Origin of the sequence: Methylobacillus methanolivorans (assembly GCF_044751345.1) — a bacterium.
Lineage (GTDB): Bacteria > Pseudomonadota > Gammaproteobacteria > Burkholderiales > Methylophilaceae > Methylobacillus > Methylobacillus methanolivorans.
Genome location: NZ_JBIWXY010000001.1, coordinates 1,957,372 through 1,977,748 on the forward strand (window position 1 = coordinate 1,957,372; position 20,377 = coordinate 1,977,748).

The following is a 20,377-nucleotide window of genomic DNA, read 5'->3' on the forward strand; positions in this document are numbered from 1 at the left end:
GCCTCATCCATATGTTTCATGGTGCCAGCAGAATGCATTGCGCCATGGCCTGCACCATATAGCGCTTAATGGTGCGCTCGCTGGTGTCCAACTGTGCGGCAATCTGCGCATAGGTCATGCCCTCAAGCTGGGCAAGCAGAAAAGCCGCCCGCACTTTTCTTGGCAAGCCATCCAGCATATTGTCGATCTGTTGCAGGGTTTCCAGGATCACAAGCTGGTGCTCGGCAGAAGGCACCGCCAGCTCCGGCATGAGTGCGAGGGAGTCAAGATAAGCTTGCTCCAATGCCCGCCGACGATACAGATTCGCCATTAGGCGCTTGGCCACCACAGTGAGATAAGCACGCGGCTCCTGTAACGCCCACCCCGCCTGCTTCTCGGCGATATGCTCCGGCGCCGTCAAAATGCGCATAAACGTATCTTGCGCCACATCGGCAGCATCTGCACCATCACCCAGTTTGCGCCGCAACCAATCCTGCAACCAGCCATGATGCAAGGAGTAAAGCGAACTGATGGCTTGTTGAACCGTGGAGCTATCGGGTGGCATGGAATGCTTATCACATAAAAATGATTCTCATTTTATTGGATTGCATCATGACATGGCAAACCCTGAGCAAAAGAAAAGCACCCCTCGGAGTGCTTTTCGATTAAAACTCAGTGCAATCTATTACCAGCGATAAGTCGCAGACAACACAGCCTTGCGTGGTTCGCCGTAGAAACAGCCATAGGTACAACTGGCAACATAGGTCTTGTCTGTCAGGTTGGTGATGTTCAACGCCAACCTCCATGCGCCTGTTGTATAGCTTGCCATCGCATCCAGCAAGGTGAAGGCTGGCACACTCACCGCCGTGCCATGCCCCATGCCACGGGTTTCGTCTACATAGCGCAAACCAGCGCCAATTTTCAAATCAGGCAATGCGAATGCGGCTAAGCTGTAATCTCCCCACAAAGATAACTGGTTAAACGGCACACTATCCAACCGTTGCCCCTCTTGCTCTGGGTACAATGGGCTGGCTTGTGTTGTGCGCGCGTCAGTATAGGCATAAGCAGCAATCAGGTTGGCGTGCTGACCAACTCGCGTACGCGCTTCAAGTTCCAGGCCTCTGGATCTTGCTTTGCCAGCCTGTATGGAGAAAGCGGGACCACCAGGATCAGCCACCGTGACGTTTTCACGTGTCAGTTGATACATCGCAGCTGACAACAAGGTATCCGAGCCGCTGGGTTGATAGCGCAGGCCCACTTCAATCTGCTTGCCTTCGGTAGGCTTAAAACGGCTGCCAGTGCGATCCGTGCCCGTGGTTGGTTCAAAAGATTCGCTATAGCTGACAAACGGTGCAAGACCATTGTCTGCGAGATACACTACACCAGCCCGTCCGGTGAAGGCGTAACTCTTTTCATCATCTGCCCATTTCTCACCGGTAAACAAGGCTTTTCCATCTTGATTGACAGTGTCATAGCGACCACCCAGCAAGACTACCCATTTCTCGGCGATCTTGATTTGATCCTGCACATAAACGCCCTGGCGCCTTGTTTTAGTAACGGCTGAGTTACTTGCAGGAACTGCATCACTTAAAGCACCACCATAAACAGGAGCATAAAGATCCAGAGACACGCCATCCCGGTTGTAGCGTTTGTCCTGATGCCTAAGCGTGGCAATATCGACACCTACCAAGGCAGTATGTTGCACGCTACCATGTGCGAATTGGTACTGTAACGATGTATCAGCGGTAATTGCCGATGATGTGTCCTCACGGTCTTGGGCACCGCGGAAACGCGTGGTTCTTTGATCATTGAGCAATTGCCAGATATCAGCGGAGTTATATTCATTCCTTGCATGATAGTAACGCACGTTGTTTCTCAGCTTGAGCTGGTCATTGAACGCATGCTCGAACAAATAGCCCACTGAGTAACGCTTCACGTCGAACTTGTCATAGCCTGGCTCACCAGGAAACAAACTACGCTTTATCCTGCCGTTGGGGTTGGGATTCACAGTGCCAGCACCAGGCAGGCCATAAACATAACTCGTCTTGTCCTCCTGATATTCACTCAGCAAGGTCAAGGAAGTATCCGTACTCGGTTGCCATTTGAGTGCAGGCGCAATATAGACGCGGTCATCAGGCACATAATCGACAAAGGTATTGCTATCACGCTTGAGGAAAGTCAGGCGATATGACCACTCGCCATTTTTATCCAATGCGCCACCAAAATCACCCGCTACCTGCTTACGATCAAAGCTGCCTAGCTGAACACTCAACTCGCGCAATGGCTCAATCGTCGGACGCTTACTCACGGTATTGATAATGCCACCCGGCCCAGCGCTACCATACAACACAGAAGCAGCCCCTTTCAGCAGCTCAATACGCTCCAACCCATAGGTTTCTTGCCGCCCATTGTAGATATTCACGGTGTATAAGCTACCATCCCTGTAGGTACTACCAACATTGGTACGAAACCCACGCAAGAAGAAACTATCCGTGGTTCTATCCAGACCTTCCGCCCGGCTCACCCCTGCTGCGTAGCTCAATGCATCCTGCAGACTTTGTGCGCCCAGTGTCTGCATTTCTTCCTGACCAATCACTGTAATAGATTGCGGTGTTTCGATGATAGGCGTATCTGTTTTCGTGCCCGTGGCGCTGCGCTTGGCCACATAGCCACGCACGGGCCCTGTAGCCTTTTCCTCTGGCTCCCTGCTTGCCTTGATCGCCACCTCGGGCAACGTGCTCACGCCAACTTCTGGCGCTGCTCGCAACACATAACCACCACCGCTTACCTGTACCGCCTGCATTCCCGTCCCTGCCAGCAAAGCGGATAACGCGGCTGATAGTGTGTATTGTCCGGCTATGCCTGCTGTCGTTTTCCCTGCAGTTTGCACATCGGTAAAGGTCAGTAGCACATTGCTGTTGCTGGCGAGTTGACGCAAAGCCGGTGCCAAAGGCCCAGCCGGGATGCTGTAATGCTGGCTTGCCTCAATACTGTGATTTGCTGCCGCAGGCTCAGCCTGCCCAATCCCTGGTATAGCGAGATATAGACTGGTGGAAAACAATACGGATAAAGCACCAGCAATAGATCGCCTTGGTATACCTATGTTAGATAGCGTGGCTGTGTTCAATGATGTCATGCTGCGCTGATGTAATTGCCGGGCTGGCATATAACTTCCCCTTGTTTGAAAATAAAAATCAATTCCCTCACAAGGTAAGTGCCGCGAAATCATCAATCGGGCAGATTGATGCGATCATTTTATTTATTCAGCACTGGTCAACGTCACCCAATACCGGGTGCGCAACTGCACGCGCACCGGCAGCACGCTGGGTAGCGTCGCTAAAATTCGGTCAATATCGTTTAATGGAAATACGCCAGAAAAGCGCAAATCTGCTATCGCAGGATCGCAGCGCACAATGCCGGGGAGATAGCGTGCCAGCTCTGCCATGAAGTCGCCTAGGCGGATATTGTCGGCAATAATCTGGCCTTTGAGCCAACCCAATGCTTGCTCATCCAGAGGCACTGGCGCACCCAGACTGGTGCTGGTAAAAAGCAGGCGTTCGCCCTGTTGTACAACGCGATGGTTTGCTGGATTATCAGTAAGCACAACATCCACGGCACTCTGCAACACCGCTACAGTGCTATGCCCATCCCACTGCCGCACGACAAAATGCGTACCCAAGGCCTGTATGCGGCCTTGCGCAGTGTACACATACAAGGGTCTGGGGTCGGCAGGAGCACCAGCGGCGGCATGCCGAGTAAGAAGTGCTATTTCACCAGCCACAAGGTGAACAACACGGGCATGCGCATCAAAGCGCACGTCTATTGCACTGGCGGTATTCAAGGTCACCACGGTGCCATCGTCAAGTGTCAGGCTACGTTGCTCACCTGCTGCAGTGTGATAATCAGCAGTGCGTCTCTGCCAAAAGCTGCTACGCGAGACTAGTGCGCCGCTGGAGATGGCAATTGCGCCGAATGACAACAAACTAATCATCTTGCGCCGACCCGGTAACTTCGGCGTGTTGGATTGGGCATAAGGCGAGAGTGCGCCATAAGCCGCCTGTGGTTGCATGCCCCCAAGCCAGCCAGTCACGGCCTCTATATGCGACCATGCATGCTCATGGTCAGGATCAGCCTCGCGCCATTGCTGCCAGCGTTGCTTCTCTTCCTGCGTTGCTTCGTCCGACATCAGCAAGGTCAGCCATTCGGCAGCCTCATCCGCTGCAGCTGCCTTGATTAGCCTTCCACCCACTAACAGCATGGGTACCGACACATCACGGGAATCAGGTAGGGTCATGGGGCGTTACACAGCCAATGCGAACAAACACTGACGGTTGGCCTTGGTAAGGTATTGCTTCACCGAGCTGGTAGACACTTGCAGACGCTCGGCAATAGCCGCATAACTCAAGCCCTCCAGATGAGCCAGTAAGAACGCCTCTCTCACTTGTGGCGGCAAACCATCCAGCGCTTTATCAACCTGTTGCAAAGCTTCCAGCGCCATCAGCCGTATTTCAGGTGCGGGCACCATCGCTTCCGGCAAGCAAGAAAGCATTTCCAGGTAACTGGCTTCCAATAATTGCCGCCGATAACGATGGGCCATCAAGCGTCGCGCTATCGTCACTAGGAAAGGCCGCGGTTCCCGGATGTCATCTGAGGCATTGGCGGACATGATGCTGACAAAAGTATCTTGCGCGAGGTCATCCGCCAAGAAGGAGTCACCCAGCTTGCGCCGCAACCAATCATGCAACCAGCGATGATGATGGTGATACAGACTATGCAAAGATTGCGGCTGATCGACAGACATGGCGAAAGCAATACAATAAGAATTGTTCGCATTCTAATGCAAATCCAGGGATGAAGGCACAGCCCTGAAATGATTATTGCCTTTGCCTATCTAGGCAAATATGGCTGCAACTTGCTCCAATCCAGATGCTGTTCCACTTCATCCGCCAGGCGCTCCAGGCTGGCTTCGCGCAGAGCGGTGTAATCGTAGTGAGCAATTTCTTCTTGCGCCTGTTTCAGCTGGTTGTAACCTGCCCAATCCAGCCAGGCCTGGGTGGCCTCGGCATGGTCAAACAAGCCATGCAGGTAAGTGCCCGCTATCTGGCTATCTTCACTCAGAGCCCCTTCTGGCTGGGTGCCCAGATGCAGCAACGGGCGCTTGAGGGCTGGGCCGCTACTGACGCCCATGTGGATTTCGTAGCCGGTGACCGTCGCCTCGGCAAAAGTAAGTTTGCCTTCGACTTGTTTGAGGTGCTTTTCCTTGGTGAGCGTGGTTTCCATCTCCAGCCAGCCAAAACCATCGCTGGAGCCAGCATCACCCTCCATGCCATGTGGATCGTGAATATGCCGACCCAGCATCTGGAAGCCGCCGCAAATACCAAGCACCTTGCCGCCATAGCGCAGGTGGCGGGCGATCTTATCGCGCCAGCCATGGGCCTCAAGCACGGCCAGGTCGCCACGTACATTTTTGCTGCCAGGCAGAATGATCAGGTCGGCTGGCGGCACAGGCTCATTGAGCTCAATAAACTGAAAATCGACATGCGGGTGCATGCGCAGGGCGTCCATGTCAGTGTGGTTACTGACATGCGGCAGCACGGGGGCAATGACGCGTAGCCAGGTCTGCGATTTTTCCGGGGTGCTTCTCGCCACGCTATCTTCGGCTTCGAGATGCAGGTTGCGCAGGTAGGGCAGCACGCCGAGCACGGGCTTGCCGGTTTCCTGCTCCAGCCAATCCAGGCCGGGTTGCAGCAAGGCAATATCACCGCGGAAGCGATTGATGACAAAGCCAACAACGCGCTTTCTTTCCGACTCGGAGAGCAAGGCCATGGTGCCAACGATATGGGCGAATACGCCGCCGCGATCAATATCCGCGATGAGGATCACGGGACAATCTGCCGCTTCGGCAAAGCCCATGTTGGCAATATCGTTCTGCCGCAGGTTGATTTCCGCAGGGCTACCCGCACCCTCGACAATGATGCACTCATACTGCTCGCGTAGCCGCTGCCATGACGCCAGCACGGCTTCGCGCGCCTTGGGCTTGTAGGCATGGTAGGCCGTAGCCTCAAGATTGGTGAGTACCTTGCCATGAATAATGACTTGGCAGCCGGTATCGGTATTCGGCTTGAGCAGCACCGGGTTCATGTCGGTATGTGGTTGCAAGCCACACGCCTGCGCCTGCACCGCCTGCGCACGGCCTATCTCGCCACCATCGCTGGTCACGGCGGAATTGAGCGCCATGTTCTGCGGCTTGAATGGCACGACACGCACGCCCCTGCGGTACAATACCCGGCATAACGCAGCCACCAGCGTGCTTTTGCCCGCATCGGAGGTGGTGCCCTGAACCATCAATGTGTTGGCATATGTCATTGGCCCATTATCCCATTAGTTTCCTCGCAACCCCAGCCCTGCTGATCGCCGCTCTGTTGCTGGATCGGCTGCTAGGCGAGCCTGGGCGCTGGCACCCGCTGGTGGGGTTTGGCAATCTGGCCTCCGCACTGGAAAAGCGCCTCAACCGCCAACATACGCCACTCATGGCGCGCCTGATGGGCCTGCTAGCCTGGCTGGCCTTGCTGCTGCCAGCATGCGCGTTAGCCTACTGGCTCACGCAACTCACCTATGGCTGGCTACTCGACATCGTATTGCTATATTTTGCCATCGGCACGCGCAGCCTCAAGGAGCACGCCTTGCGCATTTACCACGCACTCGCACAGCAAGATTTACCTGCCGCACGCCATGCCGTGGGGATGATTGTAAGTCGCGACACCACTGAACTGGACGAACGTGACATTGCCACCGCCAGCGTGGAATCGGTGCTGGAAAACGGCAATGATGCCATTTTTGGTGCGATATTCTGGTTTGTGCTCTTAGGCGGATCAGGCGCACTGTTGTTCAGGCTCGCCAACACGCTAGACGCCATGTGGGGCTACCGCACTCCGCGCTTTCTTTATTTCGGCTGGGCCGCCGCACGGTTGGACGACTTGCTCAACCTCATCCCCGCCAGGCTGACAGCCTTGAGCTACGCGCTGTGTGGGCATACCAGGAGTGGATTATCGTGCTGGTGGCAGCAAGCACGACTGTGGTACAGCCCCAATGCGGGGCCGGTAATGGCAGCAGGCGCTGGCGCTTTGCAGGTCACACTGGGTGGCAAAGCGCGCTATCACGGGGAAGATAAAATACGCCCCACGCTAGGCACCGGGCCAGCTGCCTCAGCACACAGCATTGATGCCGCGGTGAGGCTGGTGAACCGCAGCATTGTGCTGTGGTGTTTAGTGATGATCGTGGCTTACGCCTTGATCGGGGCCTGCCATGCTTGAGCACGGCGGCAACTTGCACCAGGCGAGCCAGCAATACAGCATCGCATTAGCAGATTGGTTAGATCTTTCCACCGGTATCAACCCGCATGGCTACCCGGTGCCCGACATTCCCGCAGCAGCCTGGCAACGCCTGCCAGAAACCAACCAACAACTAGAGGACATTGCGGCAGAGTATTACGGTGCCCAGCACCTGCTGACGACCGCAGGCTCGCAAGCCGCAATACAAACATTGCCCAGGTTACGCGCGACATGCCGGGTAAGCTTCCTTGGCCCCATGTATGCAGAGCACGCACATGCCTGGCGGCAACAAGGGCATCACGTCAGTGAACTCCTGCACCTGCCCGAAACCAGCGAACTCGCCAGTATCGACGTACTGATCCTGTGCAACCCTAACAATCCCACTGCTCGGCTGATTTCCCCGGAAACGCTACTGACCTGGCACCAGGCACTGGCCCAGCATGGTGGCTGGCTCATTGTTGATGAAGCCTTTATGGATACAACCCCGGAGCATAGCCTGGCCGCATACAGCCACTTGCCGGGCCTGATTATCTTACGTTCATTGGGGAAATTTTTTGGCCTCGCCGGTGCCAGGGTCGGGTTTCTGCTTGCCGAGCCTGGATTGTTGCGCAGCGTAGCAGATATTTTAGGGCCATGGCCTATCACTGGCCCTGCGAGAATCGTGGCCCAAGCAGCCTTGGCGGATGTGAACTGGCAACAGCAGAACCGCGCGCGGCTACTCAACGAAAGCCAACAACTGGCTGCGTTACTGCAAGAATCTGGCCTGGGTGCGCTCAATGGTTGCGCATTGTTTCAATGGCTGAAACCAGATCATGCTGAGGATTGGCATACCCAGCTAGCGAGCCAGGGGATATGGACACGCCACTTCCCTGCCCAGCAAGGGCTACGCATTGGCCTACCTACCACAGCTGGCTGGGACAAGCTGCGTCAGGTGCTGCAAGCACTCGCCATAGGCTAGCCTGACTCACACCCGCTTAGCGATTCACGTAGGCTACCTTGGTGACACGGTCATCCAGAATGATCTTGCTCACGCTGGCATAATCTACCTGTAATTTAAACGTGTGTACCAAAGGCAATGCCAGCGCATACCCCGTCAAGGCACGGATGACACCTGCATGCGTGAACACCAGCGCTGGCTGGTCATCGTGATGCAACTCGGCAATAAAGGCTTGCGCACGCTGTGACAGCTGCAAGAATGATTCCCCGTTCGGTGGCACGTGGCGCACATGATCTTCTGCCCAAACATCCACCAGGCCACGCGGAATATCGTTCCAGGACTGCATTTCCCAATCGCCGAAATTCAGCTCCTTGAGCCTGGTATCGGTCTTTACCGTGATTTGCGGGCTGAATGTCGCCGCCATCGCCTCTGCCAACTTGACGCAACGCTGCAAGGGGCTGCTATAAATCACGGGGTTACTCAAATGCCCGAGTTTAGGATGCAAGGCTTCAAACTCGGCAAGGAAAGTTTCCGTCACATCAACATCGCTATGCCCATAGCATGTGCCAGGCAACACGGCAGGCGTCGTATGACGCACCAGATAAATTTCCAAATCACTTACTCCACATTTAATTTGCCACGCACAGCAATACACCCAGATAAAACGCCAGCTCAGTGAGCTGCTGCATGGCACCCAGGCAATCTCCGGTGTATCCACCCAGGCGGTGCCTGAGCTTGCGGCTGAACCAAAGCCAAACCAGCACAACAGGCACCAACGCCAGCCACAAGCCAGCTGGCAACAAGGCCAATGGCGCAAAGCCGGTGAATAATGCCACGCCTAAACTGGCGGCACTCAGCTTGTGTGCCAGCGGCTTGGCCTTGCCTTCCTCCCGCACATATTCCTGCGAAGCAATGACCAACACGGCAGCCAGGCGGCTCACCGCATGCGCTGCCAACATCACGCAAGGCAGTATCTCCAGGGAGATATAGCTTAGACTCACAAATTTGAGCAGCAAGGCCAGCACCAAGGCGATCGCCCCATAACTGCCGATGCGTGAATCCTTCATGATGGTGAGCGCCTGCTCCTTGGTCCAGCCGCCACCGAGACCATCCATGCTGTCTGCCAGACCATCTTCATGAAACGCACCCGTCAGCCACACACTAGCCACCATACTCAGGCTGATCGCCACCATCACAGGCAAGTGCAGGTGCAAACTGGCCATCAACACCAGCACGGCAAGCAAGCCCACTATCATGCCCACTAATGGAAAGTAGCGTGCGGCATCATTCAACTCTGCCGGATCAAAGCCTTTGATGGCAGGCAAGGGAAGGCGCGTCAAAAAGCCCAAGGCCATTAGAAACAAGCGCCACTGCTGCTTCATGAAGCATCCTGGCGGCTGATATTTGCAGACTCAAATGAAGCCATCTGGTTAAGAAAATTCACGGCAGCCTGCACTAGCGGGTAAGCCAGCGCGGCCCCTGTTCCTTCACCCAATCGCAAACCAAGATTCAGCAATGGCTGCGCCTGCAACTGCTCCAACACCAACTGATGCCCAGCCTCATCAGAACAATGCGCGAAAATACAATATTCCAATATGGCAGGCGCAATGCGGCTCGCTACCAGCAAAGCAGCTGTGGCAATAAAGCCATCAATCAACAAAGCCACCCGACGCTCCGCAGCACCCAGCATGGCACCCACCATCATGGCAATCTCGAAGCCGCCAAATGTTTCCAATACGGCCAAAGGGTCACTACTATCCACTTGATGCCGTGCGATTGCCTGACTGATGACATCGGCCTTGTGAGCAACACCTGCATCATCAAGGCCAGTGCCCCGGCCAACACATTGCTCCACCGGCAAATTGCATAACACCGCCACCAGCGCAGAGGCAGAAGTAGTATTACCTATCCCCATTTCGCCAAAGCCCATAATGTTAGTGCCAGCGTCGGCTTCTGCCTGGGCAAGCTTATGGCCGTTGATCAAGGCTTGAGCACACATACTGGAAGACATGGCCGCCATCTTGAGGAAATTATTGGTGCCCATGCTGACCTTGGCGCGTATCAATTCCGGATGCGCAGAAAATTCGTGGCAAACCCCTGCATCGACAATGCGGATACGCATGCCATATTGCTGGGTAAACACATTAATACCCGCGCCACCAGCGAGAAAATTCATCACCATTTGCCGCGTCACTTCCTGCGGATACGGGCTAACCCCTTCCTCAACCACCCCATGATCACCAGCAAATACCAGCATGGCAGGACGTTGCAGCACTGGCGTCAAAGACTGCTGGATTAATCCCAGCTGCAAAGCCACATGCTCCAGCTTGCCCAATGCGCCAATAGGCTTGGTTTTGTTATCGATCTTGGCTTGTAATGCAGCTGCCAGGCTTTGATCCAAGGGAGGTATAACGAATGCTGGCAAGGACGACGTTGGGAAGCTCATGAAATTTACTTTTCAAATCAAGCCCGAAGCATAACCGACCAGGCCATTTTTTTAAACTAGAGGAATAAAACAGGAAATTTTTCGATCGCAGCTGGACGAAACGCCGAAGTTTGCTATAATGCTGGCCTTGCGTGAGCTTCTAGAGCCAACGTAATCCAAGCAGTAAAGGCCAGGTAGCTCAGTTGGTAGAGCAGCGGATTGAAAATCCGCGTGTCGACGGTTCGATTCCGCCCCTGGCCACCAATATTCAAACCCCAACCACTCTCGGTTGGGGGTTTTTCTTATCTGCTCCCGCCAGACCCTGCGAACACGCGCGGAACGCTGAGTAGGCTTGCGGACTTCGCCGGTCTGGCTGGCTACCCATCTGTGGCCACATGGCACTCTCTCCGGGCCATTTCTCTCCTTTTCCTCTCCGCCGAAAAGCGGCCCGAAGTCCGCAGGCGTCACGCTCGCGACCTATGTAAATCAACGGCTTGCGAGTTGATCGATCAAGCGGTTGTTTTCTTGAATTGGTAGGATGACCATTTACGCATCCTTCAGGAGAGGCCATGGGAATCATCGATCAAACGACATATACCCTCACTTGCCCGAAATGTGGGGCCAGCGAGTCGCAGAAAGTCCTCGACAAAGGCTCCAACTGGAACGGTTCATGGTGGCAAAGCGGTGCGAGCTTCACGCACTTCCAAACAACCTGGGATGGCGAAGGTGGGTCTGTTGAGCCCAAGCTGTCCATCGCGACTTGCAATAGTTGTCAGTCCAAGGCCCAGGTTGCCATCAGCTGACGGGTAAATTTTGAAAGCTGCTTTGGCTAGGTGCCCTCCATGACGTGGGCGCTGCGATGCGCAAAGATGATGGCGAAGGCATGCAGAAAAGGTGACGTACCCCCCCCCACGGTTTAAAATGACAAGATTTTGTAGATAAATGCAATCACATCGCAAAGTTGCGTGTTGTGGGGACCACAAGAATGGCTTTTTTCCCGGTATTTCTGTCTATTGTGTATGTTGTACGCAATCAAGGCCAGCAGCTAGAGAGCATTATTCAGAGTGCATCTGAAAAACTTTCAACACTCGTCACTGATTACGAGCTGATCATCGTGGACAACGCATCCGATGATGAAAGCGTTAATGTACTAAAAAACCTAACAGGACAATCGGGTTACCCAAACTTACAAGTATATGCACTCACCAAGGAAGTTGATGGTGACACGGCATCATGGGTAGGGCTTGAGAACGCACTTGGCGATTTTGTTGCAGTAATTGATCCGCTTCTTGACGATATCTGTTTTCTGCCCGAAATGCTTGATAAAGCAGTTACGGGGGCTGATGTTGTTTTTGCAAACAACCAGCAAAAGCCGCGCCAAAGTTTCGCTTACCGCGCCGCCTATGCAGCCTTTAATTTTCTATACAAATCGTTCAATGGAATACATCTGGCCAAAGAGGCGCCCCAGTACAGGCTACTGAGTAAGCGCGTCGTGAACTTTATTTTGCAGCATCCCCAGCCAGCCGTTACTTACCGCCACTTACCTGCAACGGGTGGCTTTGCGCGCATCAACATGGAGTACAGCGCCAAACCGCTTGCGACAAACACCAAGAAATTGCGGGAAAGCATTGATCGAGGGATGCGTCTTCTCGTTTCGACGACGCAAGCACCAATGCGACTTGTGACATCTCTGTCCTTGTTCGGGGCGGCAGCCAATTTAATCTACTCAATTTATGTCGTTGCAATTGGCCTTTTTAAGACTGATGTTGCACCCGGATGGGTGAGTATGTCATTGCAACAATCGGGCATGTTTTTCCTGATTTCGCTGGTTCTCCTAGTGCTTGGGGAATATATATTGCATATGGCGAGCCTCAGTAATGAAGGGCCGCTATATCACGTCGGTCAAGAGTTTACGAGCGCACGTATGACCAGACGGGAGAAGCTCAACATTGAAGATGTCTCATCGTCTGCAACGAGTGACTCGCGCAATGCAGGTCAGGTTGTTGCATGACCGTGCAACGCGTCACTGCGGATGCAGTCATCATTGGCGGTGGCTTCTACGGTTCTGCAATTGCGATCTACCTTGCCAAGACCCGTGGATTGCGCCGGGTGGTCCTCCTGGAGCGTGAGCCGGAACTGCTGCTCCGTGCCTCGTATAACAATCAGGCACGTGTACACAACGGATACCACTACCCAAGAAGCTTTACGACCGCCTTTCGTAGTCGAGTCAATTTGCCTCGGTTTGTACGAGATTGGCCGCAAGCCGTAAAGCAGGATTTTGTAAAGCTCTACGCCATTGCAAAACGCAACTCTAAAGTAACTGCCAAGCAGTTTGAGCGTTTTTGTCATGAAATCGGAGCCAAGATCAGGCCTGCTGAGTCTGTTTTAAAGCGGCTTTTTGAACCACGACTGATTGAGGATGTTTTTCTCGTCGAGGAGTATGCATTCGACTCAACGCGACTTGCTGAGTGGGCTGTTGAGGAGCTTCGGAATGCGGGGGTAGAGGTCCATTATTCAACCCGTGCGTTAGCGATTTCGCGTTCGCAAACCGACAAAAGCTTGACCGTAGACATCCAGCCGAAGTCAGGGGGCGCATCGTCCATAACCTGTCGATACGTTTTTAACTGTACCTACAGCGGTCTGAATCAGTTTTCCGGCGACTTTCCTGGTACGCAAACGGGCCTCAAGCAAGAAGTGACAGAGATGGCGCTCATGCAAGCGCCCGACGTGCTCAAGGAAATTGGGGTCACGGTCATGGATGGCCCATTTTTCTCGATGATGCCATTCCCTGCTCGGGGCCTGCACACACTGTCGCACGTTCGTTACACCCCACACTTCAGCTGGAAAGATGAGCAGGGAACTGACCCGTACAAGAAACTCGACGAATACGATCGAGCCACTCGCGTCGATCGTATGGTTCGGGATGTAGGCCGGTACCTACCCGCCGTACTTGGAGCAAAGTATGTCGATTCCCTCTTTGAGGTCAAAACCGTTTTGGTCAAGAACGAAGGGGATGATGGTCGCCCGATTCTTTTTGAAAAACATGCGGAGCTGCCCGGCTGTTATTCAGTTTTGGGCGGAAAGATCGACAACATATATGATGTATTGGAGAAGTTGGATGCAGAATTTTTTGGCTAACAAGTTGAAGTGCTTTTTGCCTTTTATTTTCTTCTTGATGGCGTTCTTTGTGTTTCAAAAAAATATATTTAACACAGTAAATAAAGATTTTTTTGATTCATTTCAAAAAGACTCGGAAGCTCTTGTGGTTGGCGGCATCGTCGCCGACGAGTTGGGTATTGAAAAAAACGCTTGGGGACTTGGCTTTATTGGGATGAATGGTGAATTTCAGTATCCTAATAACATAATGGATTCTTATGAGGCTTTTTCCAATAAGGAAAAAGCACTCAATGCGATTTATTCTCCATATGTTTCGCAAGTTGGAGGGTTGGGGGTTTTTTATTCGACTCTGCAAAAAGTGTTTTCTTTTAAATCGATTTCAAGGCTTCAGTATTTTCCCTCTGCCATTTTTGCGTTTTTGGTTGTTGCGTTTTACTATTTGCATCGGCGTATTTATGGTGCACGATATGCACTAATTTTCTCTCTTGTCTTGGTTCTTTCGCCATGGGTTGTTTCATTTGCGAGGAACTTATATTGGTCTCCATTTATGTGGCTGCTCCCTCTGTTTTTTGGAACGCTGGCTTATGCGGTAACTTCACCCAAGGTTCGGATATTTTTCTATTTTTTGATATTTATATCTTTTTTTGCAAAATGCCTGAGTGGGTATGAGTACATTACATCGATAACTTTGCTCGCGTGCTCACCCTTTATGCTGGGACCGTTTTTTAATGGTGAATCAAAGCCATGCATGAAGCCGGCCCTCATCGTTTTTGTTTTATGTGTCCTTGGCTTCATTTGTGCATTCGTCATACACGCCAAAATGCGAGGAGAAACTATTGCCGAAGGGGTTGTTGCAATTTACAAGCAAGATGTCAAGCGTCGAACGTACTCTGATCCGTCGAATTTTGACGCAGCCTACGCTGAATCCCTTAGTACAAGCCCGATCGCTGTTGTCAAGACCTACGTTACCTCATGGAGAACCCCCCTTGTTGCAGAGGTGTCTGGCAAGTCGTTTAAGGTGCTAATAATCATTGCGATCTTAGGGTTGTGGATTAAGAAAAAAATCAAACATAAAACATTTGTTAGAGATTTTGCGCTCATTGCCTACATGTCGCTTATACCCCTATCTTGGTATGTTATGGCAAAGGGGCACTCGCATATACACACTCACATGAATTATGTTCTATGGTACCTAGGCTTTGTGCCTGCCCTGTTTTATGTATGTGTGAATGCTATCGTTGTTACTTTTAAAGCTGTTCCGCAGTACATCAAATCATTAAATCCGTGAAGATTTTTAAATTATGAGAAGCGGTCTAATAGGCTATTCTGGTTTCGTTGGGGGCACGCTCCTCAAACAAAAAAACTTTTCTGCGCTTTATCGCTCGAAAAATATCCACGAAATTGAGAATCGTGAATTCGATTTGGTGGTGTGTGCAGGTGCGCCTGCGCAGAAGTGGATTGCCAATCGTGAGCCGGTAGATGATCGAAAAAAGATTGATTCTCTGATCGGTCACCTTCGTACGATTACGTGCAAAACATTCATATTGATCAGCACAGTCGATGTATTTAAGGAGCCGATTGGCGTTGATGAATCTACGCCGGTTGAAGAGTCAGGTTTGCATGCCTATGGGCTCCATCGCAGACTCCTTGAAAAGTTTGTCGAGCAGAATTTCTCCAATTACTTGATTGTTCGGTTGCCGGGTTTGGTGGGACCCGGTTTGCGCAAGAACGTGATTTTTGACTTCCTCAATAACAACAATCTTCATGCGATTGAGAGTCGAGGGGTTTTCCAGTTCTATCCTATGGTGAACCTATGGTTCGACATTCAGAAGGCGCTTGAGGCTGGTCTATCACTGGTTCACCTGACTGCCGAACCGATCAGCGTTGCGGATGTCTCGCTACAGGGCTTCGGAAGACCGTTTACTCAGACACTGGAAAACCCGCCCACTCGTTACGACATGCAAACGCGGCACGCGCAAATCTTCGGTTCTCTTGGACAGTATCAGTACAGTGCCCGCGAAACCATTCTGGCGATTAGAGCCTATGCCCAGTCCGAACCCATTACCTTGAAGAGTGAAAGTGGGGTGGCTTCGTGAGGCTCGCCATTTCAAACATTGCCTGGGACATCTCTGAGGATGCTTCCGTCGCAGACCTTCTGGGCAAGTTCGGTGTTGATGCTGTTGATGTAGCGCCCGGCAAGTACTTTCCTGACCCTGCCAGTGCTAAAGATGAGGACATCGCGAACGTCAGGCGATGGTGGGCCGATCACGGCATTGAAATCACGGGTATGCAAGCCTTGCTGTTTGGCACGACAGGGCTAAATGTATTTGGTGATAGCAAGAGTCAGGAAGCGATGCTGAAGCATCTGCGAGCCGTGTGCCGCATTGGAGCAGGTCTTGGTGCGACTCGCTTGGTATTTGGCTCACCCAAGAATCGCGACCGCTCCGGCTTGAGCGACGTCCAGACCCTGGAACAGGCAGTGGGCTTTTTTCGACGTCTGGGCGATGCTGCAAAAGATCATGGAGTCTTTGTCTGCCTCGAACCAAACCCCACCCGATACGGGGCAAACTTCATGACGACCAGCGAAGAGACGGCCCATGTCGTCGCAGCGGTTGGTCACGAGGCTATTCGGATGCAGTTTGATACTGGGGCCTTGACCATCAATGGTGAGTCTCCAGAAGCCGTGTTGGAGTGCAGTGCCAGATTGATCGGGCACGTCCACGCGAGTGAGCCGGATCTTTTGCCCTTGGGCGATGGTGGAACGGATCATCGGTTGATGCACGAGGCTCTGAACAGCTACCTACCAGACCACGTGGTCTCGATTGAGATGGTCGCCACAAAGGCGGAATCACACCTCCACTCGATTGAGCGGGCTCTGACCTACGCCGTTGATTGCTACCGGACTGTAAACGGGGTGGCCAGATGAAATGGTTGATCTTGGTGCTTGGTATCGCCGCAAACGCGTCTGCCAGTGTGCTGGTCAAGATGGCCATGATGCCTCCGAGGAGGTTCCCCTCTCTTGCAGAGCCTTTGGCAGCCTTGAGCAACTGGCCCTTCTGGCTCGGCTTAGGTCTATACGGTGCGGCTTTTCTGCTCTATGCCGCTGCACTGGCCAGGTTGCCCTTGAATGTTGCTCACCCGGTACTGACTTCCGGGGCGGTAGCAACAGTCGCACTTTTTTCCGTTTTGATCTTCCGTGAACCCTTTCACTGGACCACAGGTGCCGGCATCCTGCTCGTGATTGCAGGCGTGGCACTTATCACAGCTCGGGTTGCATAAACAAATGAATACGACACAAGATATTTCTCCGAAAGAGCGGGCAAAGTGGCAAGTACCCGCCATGGAGACACCGCTGTGGTTGGGCAAGCAACATCCTTACTGCGTTGTCATCCCCGTGATTAACGAAGGAGAGCGTATTAAGAGCCTGCTTAAGCGTATGGAGGCGGAGCGGATCTCGTCGATTGCAGACATCATCATTGTTGATGGTGGCAGTACGGACGGCTCCTTGGAGCTAGATTCACTGCAGCAAGTGGGAGTCAGAGGGCTTGTGGTTAAAAAAGGCCCGGGAAAGCTGAGCGCCCAACTTAGATGTGCCTATGCTTTTGCGCTCGATCAAGGATACAAGGGCATTGTCACCATCGATGGGAACGACAAGGATGACCCTGAAGCCATACCGCGATTTATCGAGGCGCTAGAAAACGGTATTGATTTTGTTCAGGCATCGCGTTTCCTGCCTGGTGGGGTGGCTGTGAACACGCCAAAGTCACGAGACTTTGCTATCCGTTATATCCATGCCCCGTGTTTAAGTCTGGCATCTGGGTTCAAATGGACAGACACTACTCAGGGTTTTAGAGGCTATAGCAGAAGATTGCTCGTAAGTCCGAAGATCGCACCTTTTAGAGATGTTTTTGTAAATTATGAGCTGCTTGCTTACATGTCATGGCAGGCACCAAGAAGCAGATTTAAATGCCTGGAACTGCCTAGTGTCAGGCGTTATCCGAATGGGTCTATTCCGACAAAGATATCGGCCTTTAATGGGAATCTTGAAGTATTAATGACTCTACTTAAGGTTTGTTTAGGCAAGTATGATGTTTAAAAATTCAAACAATTATTCATTTTCTGCCGGTTTGCTTCCGGGATATCTCTTAGGCATTGCTGGTCTTTTTGTTTTTGTTTGGCGGGAAATTGATCCATGGGGATGGCCAGATCTCGATATGGCCACTTATTATGCCTCGGTGGAGAAGCCTGGGATGATAATAAATGATTTCTTTACATCTTGTTTTGGAGATAGTAATGGGCGGGCGATTTTTGGCTTATTGACTGCCTGGCCTATTCATCTTGGATTGGACTGGTATAAAACACTCTATCTGTGGATGCTAATTAACAGTGCCGCCCTGCCAGTGGCGTTGTACTTGGGGCTTCAGTCGAGCACTCCTGGAAGAAATAATGTAAGTGCCTTTGTTTATTTTATTTTTATTGCTATCGCAATAGTCAATCCAGGAAGGGTAAGTCAGCTAACTGTCGCTTGGTGGAGTGGGTGGGGAACATATTTCCATCCATCTGTTTTTTCTATTTCACTTATATCCTTAGGAGTGTGTGCATTAGGCGCTGGCCGCATTGGATGGAAAGTGCTTGGATCGATTTTAGCTTTTCTTTCCGCCTTAGTGCACCCCGCCTACTCCTTGGGGGGGGTAATTTTCTTTACCATAATGCTCGGATTGTCTCGCGAAAAGCCAAGAGCCATCATATTAATCTGCTCCGTTTTCCTGGGTCTTGTTTTTGTCAAGATTTTCTCAGACTCGGGTGCACTTTCTGTGGACGAATATTTTCAGTATTTTTCTTGGTTGCATCCAGAGCATTACATACCAAGCAGATTTGTAGCTATGGGATCATTCCCATGGCATGTTCCATTCTTTCTGCTTAATCTTATTTTTTTTGGCTCCGGCGTTGCGCTATATCTAATGAAGAAGAAAAGTGCATCACTGATTGCGTTTTGTTTCTTCGCAGTTTACTTTTCGGCTGTTGTGTCCCAGTATTTATTTGTGGAGAAATACCCTGTATCTACAACTTTACTGCTGATATCTCCCGTTAGATTTACTGCCTTTGGCTACTGGATGAGCGCTGTGTGCATTGCTCTTGTGTTGATTGAGTTCCGAAACAGGATTAATAATCTTCCTTCGCATTACCTCTCCGCGGCTGGTCAATTTAAGTTAAATTTCATGTCAGGCAAAATCTTCAAGCCATATGGATATATTTATTCAGCAATTTTTATTTTTTTATCTGCCGCGTTGGGTGTGACAGGATTTCTTCATCTAAAGGCTCCGCAAGATCTTATTGACTCCAATAAGCAGGAGCTTCTTGATTGGATTGTTGTCAATACAGACCCTGCCAGTGAAATTGCTTCGGGTGGTTTTTTGCCTGTCGAGATTCCGTTAATTACTGGGCGCGGCACTTATCACGGAAATGGATTTCCCTTTGAAGACCGCTGCCTGAGGGAAAACTATGTAAGGTACGTAAATATCCGTGGTGTGCCAACTGGAAAAGCTGGCAGAATGAATTCATCGAAATTCTATGCAGGCCTTAACGTCTCTGACTTTATGAAGATGAGCCCTCGGCCAGATTGGGTTGTTATGGATCGCGAGAGCCCAGGAGCTGTTAGGTCGATGTCAATTCAGCAGCCAGCATTTGAAAATGAGAAGTTTTTAGTATTTGAGGTCGATCGGTAAATTAAAAATTGACTCGCTTGCGAGATGAAACGAAGGGCATTCTGGTGCGTCCAAAGATGAATTTCCCATGAATTTTTTGCTCATCTTGTATCTTCCGGGTACCCAGTCTGAGGCGTCAAAAGATGATTGAACCAAGCCGGTTTTGCGTTAGGATGCGAGCTTGGTCGAACCTTTCGCATCAGCTCGCAACAGTACGTGCAGGCTGTTTTGCGTAGGTTCATGCTACTGTCGGTGGCGGGGGAGTGTCCCACCACCAAAGAATATTAAAGGGTTAGCTTCAGTGATGAGCTAGCCCTTTTTCATGTCTGGCAATTGCCTGCAAAACATTGTGCAATTCAGCATTTCAGGCACCTTCAATAGCCAGTGCTTGTAAAATGTCCGATTCAGCCACTTCAGCGCATTAAAAAAATCCCATGAAAGCCCTCTCCTTTTATCAGCCTATTGCCTGGATGCTGGCCCATGGTCATTTTGTTGTCGATGACAGAACCTGGATTCCTTATTACCGAGGGCCAATTGCGATTCATGCCAGCAAAACAGGGCTAGAGGAATATATTCATTACTGCAGGCAGATTGCTGGCGTTGATGTGCCTGATATGGTCGACCTCGAACGTGGGGGTATTGTCGGCGTGGGCGAACTAGTTGATGTGTTGAGGCCTGGTGAATCCGGCGGCTTCCCGCTTGAAAAGCGCGCCTATAGCGGCCCCGGTCACTATGGGCTGGTCTTTGCGAATGTAGCCCCTGTGACATTCATCCCATGCAGGGGAAAGCCCGGGCTGTTTGATCTTGATTTCGATCCTCGAACTTACCAAGCGCCCAAGGTGATTGCTCCCCAGAGAAATTTATTCGATTAAACCACCCTACC

At 51.7% G+C, this 20,377-nt stretch carries 20 protein-coding genes and 1 tRNA gene; 13 read left to right on the forward strand and 8 right to left on the reverse strand.

Annotated elements, in window-relative coordinates:
- Window positions 1-16 precede the first annotated feature (16 nt).
- From ACIKP9_RS09285 to ACIKP9_RS09305, 5 genes are all read right to left on the reverse strand, one after another.
- On the reverse strand, window positions 17-544 hold the full coding sequence (locus tag ACIKP9_RS09285) for a sigma-70 family RNA polymerase sigma factor (protein WP_400881688.1): 528 nt from the start codon (window positions 542-544) through the stop codon (window positions 17-19).
- A 120-nt stretch (window positions 545-664) separates the two neighbouring features.
- Complete coding sequence (locus ACIKP9_RS09290; protein WP_400881690.1) at window positions 665-3,115, reverse strand: TonB-dependent siderophore receptor; 2,451 nt, start codon at window positions 3,113-3,115, stop codon at window positions 665-667.
- 123 nt (window positions 3,116-3,238) lie between these two features.
- A complete protein-coding gene (locus tag ACIKP9_RS09295) occupies window positions 3,239-4,273 on the reverse strand; it encodes a FecR domain-containing protein (RefSeq protein ID WP_400881692.1) in 1,035 nt (344 codons plus the stop codon).
- Window positions 4,274-4,279: 6 nt separating this feature from the next.
- Window positions 4,280-4,780, reverse strand: coding sequence for a sigma-70 family RNA polymerase sigma factor (locus ACIKP9_RS09300; protein WP_400881694.1), 501 nt, complete (start codon window positions 4,778-4,780; stop codon window positions 4,280-4,282).
- Between the two features lie 86 nt (window positions 4,781-4,866).
- Window positions 4,867-6,324 (reverse strand): cobyric acid synthase, encoded by a 1,458-nt coding sequence (locus ACIKP9_RS09305; RefSeq protein WP_400881923.1) that lies wholly within the window; start codon window positions 6,322-6,324, stop codon window positions 4,867-4,869.
- A gap of 14 nt (window positions 6,325-6,338) precedes the next feature.
- Here ACIKP9_RS09305 and cbiB point away from each other — a divergent pair, with 14 nt between their 5' ends.
- The gene (cbiB, locus tag ACIKP9_RS09310) at window positions 6,339-7,292 is read left to right on the forward strand and encodes an adenosylcobinamide-phosphate synthase CbiB (RefSeq protein ID WP_400881696.1); all 954 of its coding nucleotides are present in this window, start codon (window positions 6,339-6,341) and stop codon (window positions 7,290-7,292) included.
- Window positions 7,285-8,268 carry a threonine-phosphate decarboxylase CobD gene (gene cobD / locus ACIKP9_RS09315; RefSeq protein ID WP_400881698.1) on the forward strand — a complete coding sequence of 328 codons (984 nt, stop codon included), beginning with the start codon at window positions 7,285-7,287 and terminating at the stop codon, window positions 8,266-8,268. The genes cbiB and cobD overlap by 8 nt, the downstream gene beginning before the upstream one ends.
- 16 nt (window positions 8,269-8,284) lie before the next feature.
- Here cobD and cobC read toward each other — a convergent pair whose 3' ends face one another.
- The 3 genes from cobC to cobT are packed head-to-tail and all read right to left on the reverse strand — an operon-like array spanning window position 8,285 to window position 10,693.
- Window positions 8,285-8,860: an alpha-ribazole phosphatase gene (gene cobC, locus ACIKP9_RS09320; protein WP_400881700.1), complete on the reverse strand. Its 576-nt coding sequence runs from the start codon at window positions 8,858-8,860 to the stop codon at window positions 8,285-8,287.
- A 16-nt stretch (window positions 8,861-8,876) separates the two neighbouring features.
- On the reverse strand, window positions 8,877-9,629 hold the full coding sequence (locus ACIKP9_RS09325) for an adenosylcobinamide-GDP ribazoletransferase (protein ID WP_400881702.1): 753 nt from the start codon (window positions 9,627-9,629) through the stop codon (window positions 8,877-8,879).
- Window positions 9,626-10,693, reverse strand: coding sequence for a nicotinate-nucleotide--dimethylbenzimidazole phosphoribosyltransferase (cobT, locus tag ACIKP9_RS09330; RefSeq protein WP_400881704.1), 1,068 nt, complete (start codon window positions 10,691-10,693; stop codon window positions 9,626-9,628). Before cobT ends, ACIKP9_RS09325 begins: the two co-directional genes overlap by 4 nt.
- A 167-nt stretch (window positions 10,694-10,860) precedes the next feature.
- Here cobT and ACIKP9_RS09335 point away from each other — a divergent pair.
- From ACIKP9_RS09335 to ACIKP9_RS09385, 11 genes are all read left to right on the forward strand, one after another.
- Window positions 10,861-10,936 (forward strand) — tRNA-Phe (locus tag ACIKP9_RS09335).
- 305 nt (window positions 10,937-11,241) lie between these two features.
- Window positions 11,242-11,475: a hypothetical protein gene (locus ACIKP9_RS09340; RefSeq protein ID WP_400881706.1), complete on the forward strand. Its 234-nt coding sequence runs from the start codon at window positions 11,242-11,244 to the stop codon at window positions 11,473-11,475.
- Between the two features lie 182 nt (window positions 11,476-11,657).
- A complete protein-coding gene (locus ACIKP9_RS09345) occupies window positions 11,658-12,683 on the forward strand; it encodes a glycosyltransferase (protein ID WP_400881708.1) in 1,026 nt (341 codons plus the stop codon).
- On the forward strand, window positions 12,680-13,810 hold the full coding sequence (locus ACIKP9_RS09350; protein ID WP_400881710.1) for an FAD-dependent oxidoreductase: 1,131 nt from the start codon (window positions 12,680-12,682) through the stop codon (window positions 13,808-13,810). Before ACIKP9_RS09345 ends, ACIKP9_RS09350 begins: the two co-directional genes overlap by 4 nt.
- Window positions 13,791-15,077, forward strand: a complete 1,287-nt coding sequence (locus ACIKP9_RS09355) for a hypothetical protein (protein ID WP_400881712.1) — start codon at window positions 13,791-13,793, stop codon at window positions 15,075-15,077. Before ACIKP9_RS09350 ends, ACIKP9_RS09355 begins: the two co-directional genes overlap by 20 nt.
- A gap of 13 nt (window positions 15,078-15,090) precedes the next feature.
- Entirely contained in the window at window positions 15,091-15,885 is a 795-nt protein-coding gene (locus ACIKP9_RS09360; RefSeq protein WP_400881714.1) for an NAD-dependent epimerase/dehydratase family protein, read from the forward strand.
- Entirely contained in the window at window positions 15,882-16,715 is an 834-nt protein-coding gene (locus ACIKP9_RS09365; RefSeq protein WP_400881716.1) for a sugar phosphate isomerase/epimerase family protein, read from the forward strand. Before ACIKP9_RS09360 ends, ACIKP9_RS09365 begins: the two co-directional genes overlap by 4 nt.
- Entirely contained in the window at window positions 16,712-17,068 is a 357-nt protein-coding gene (locus tag ACIKP9_RS09370) for an EamA family transporter (protein WP_400881718.1), read from the forward strand. The genes ACIKP9_RS09365 and ACIKP9_RS09370 overlap by 4 nt, the downstream gene beginning before the upstream one ends.
- Before the next feature lie 4 nt (window positions 17,069-17,072).
- A complete protein-coding gene (locus ACIKP9_RS09375; RefSeq protein ID WP_400881720.1) occupies window positions 17,073-17,885 on the forward strand; it encodes a glycosyltransferase family 2 protein in 813 nt (270 codons plus the stop codon).
- Window positions 17,875-19,515 (forward strand): hypothetical protein, encoded by a 1,641-nt coding sequence (locus tag ACIKP9_RS09380; RefSeq protein WP_400881722.1) that lies wholly within the window; start codon window positions 17,875-17,877, stop codon window positions 19,513-19,515. The genes ACIKP9_RS09375 and ACIKP9_RS09380 overlap by 11 nt, the downstream gene beginning before the upstream one ends.
- A gap of 413 nt (window positions 19,516-19,928) precedes the next feature.
- Complete coding sequence (locus ACIKP9_RS09385; RefSeq protein ID WP_400881724.1) at window positions 19,929-20,366, forward strand: ASCH domain-containing protein; 438 nt, start codon at window positions 19,929-19,931, stop codon at window positions 20,364-20,366.
- The last annotated feature ends 11 nt before the right edge of the window (window positions 20,367-20,377 follow it).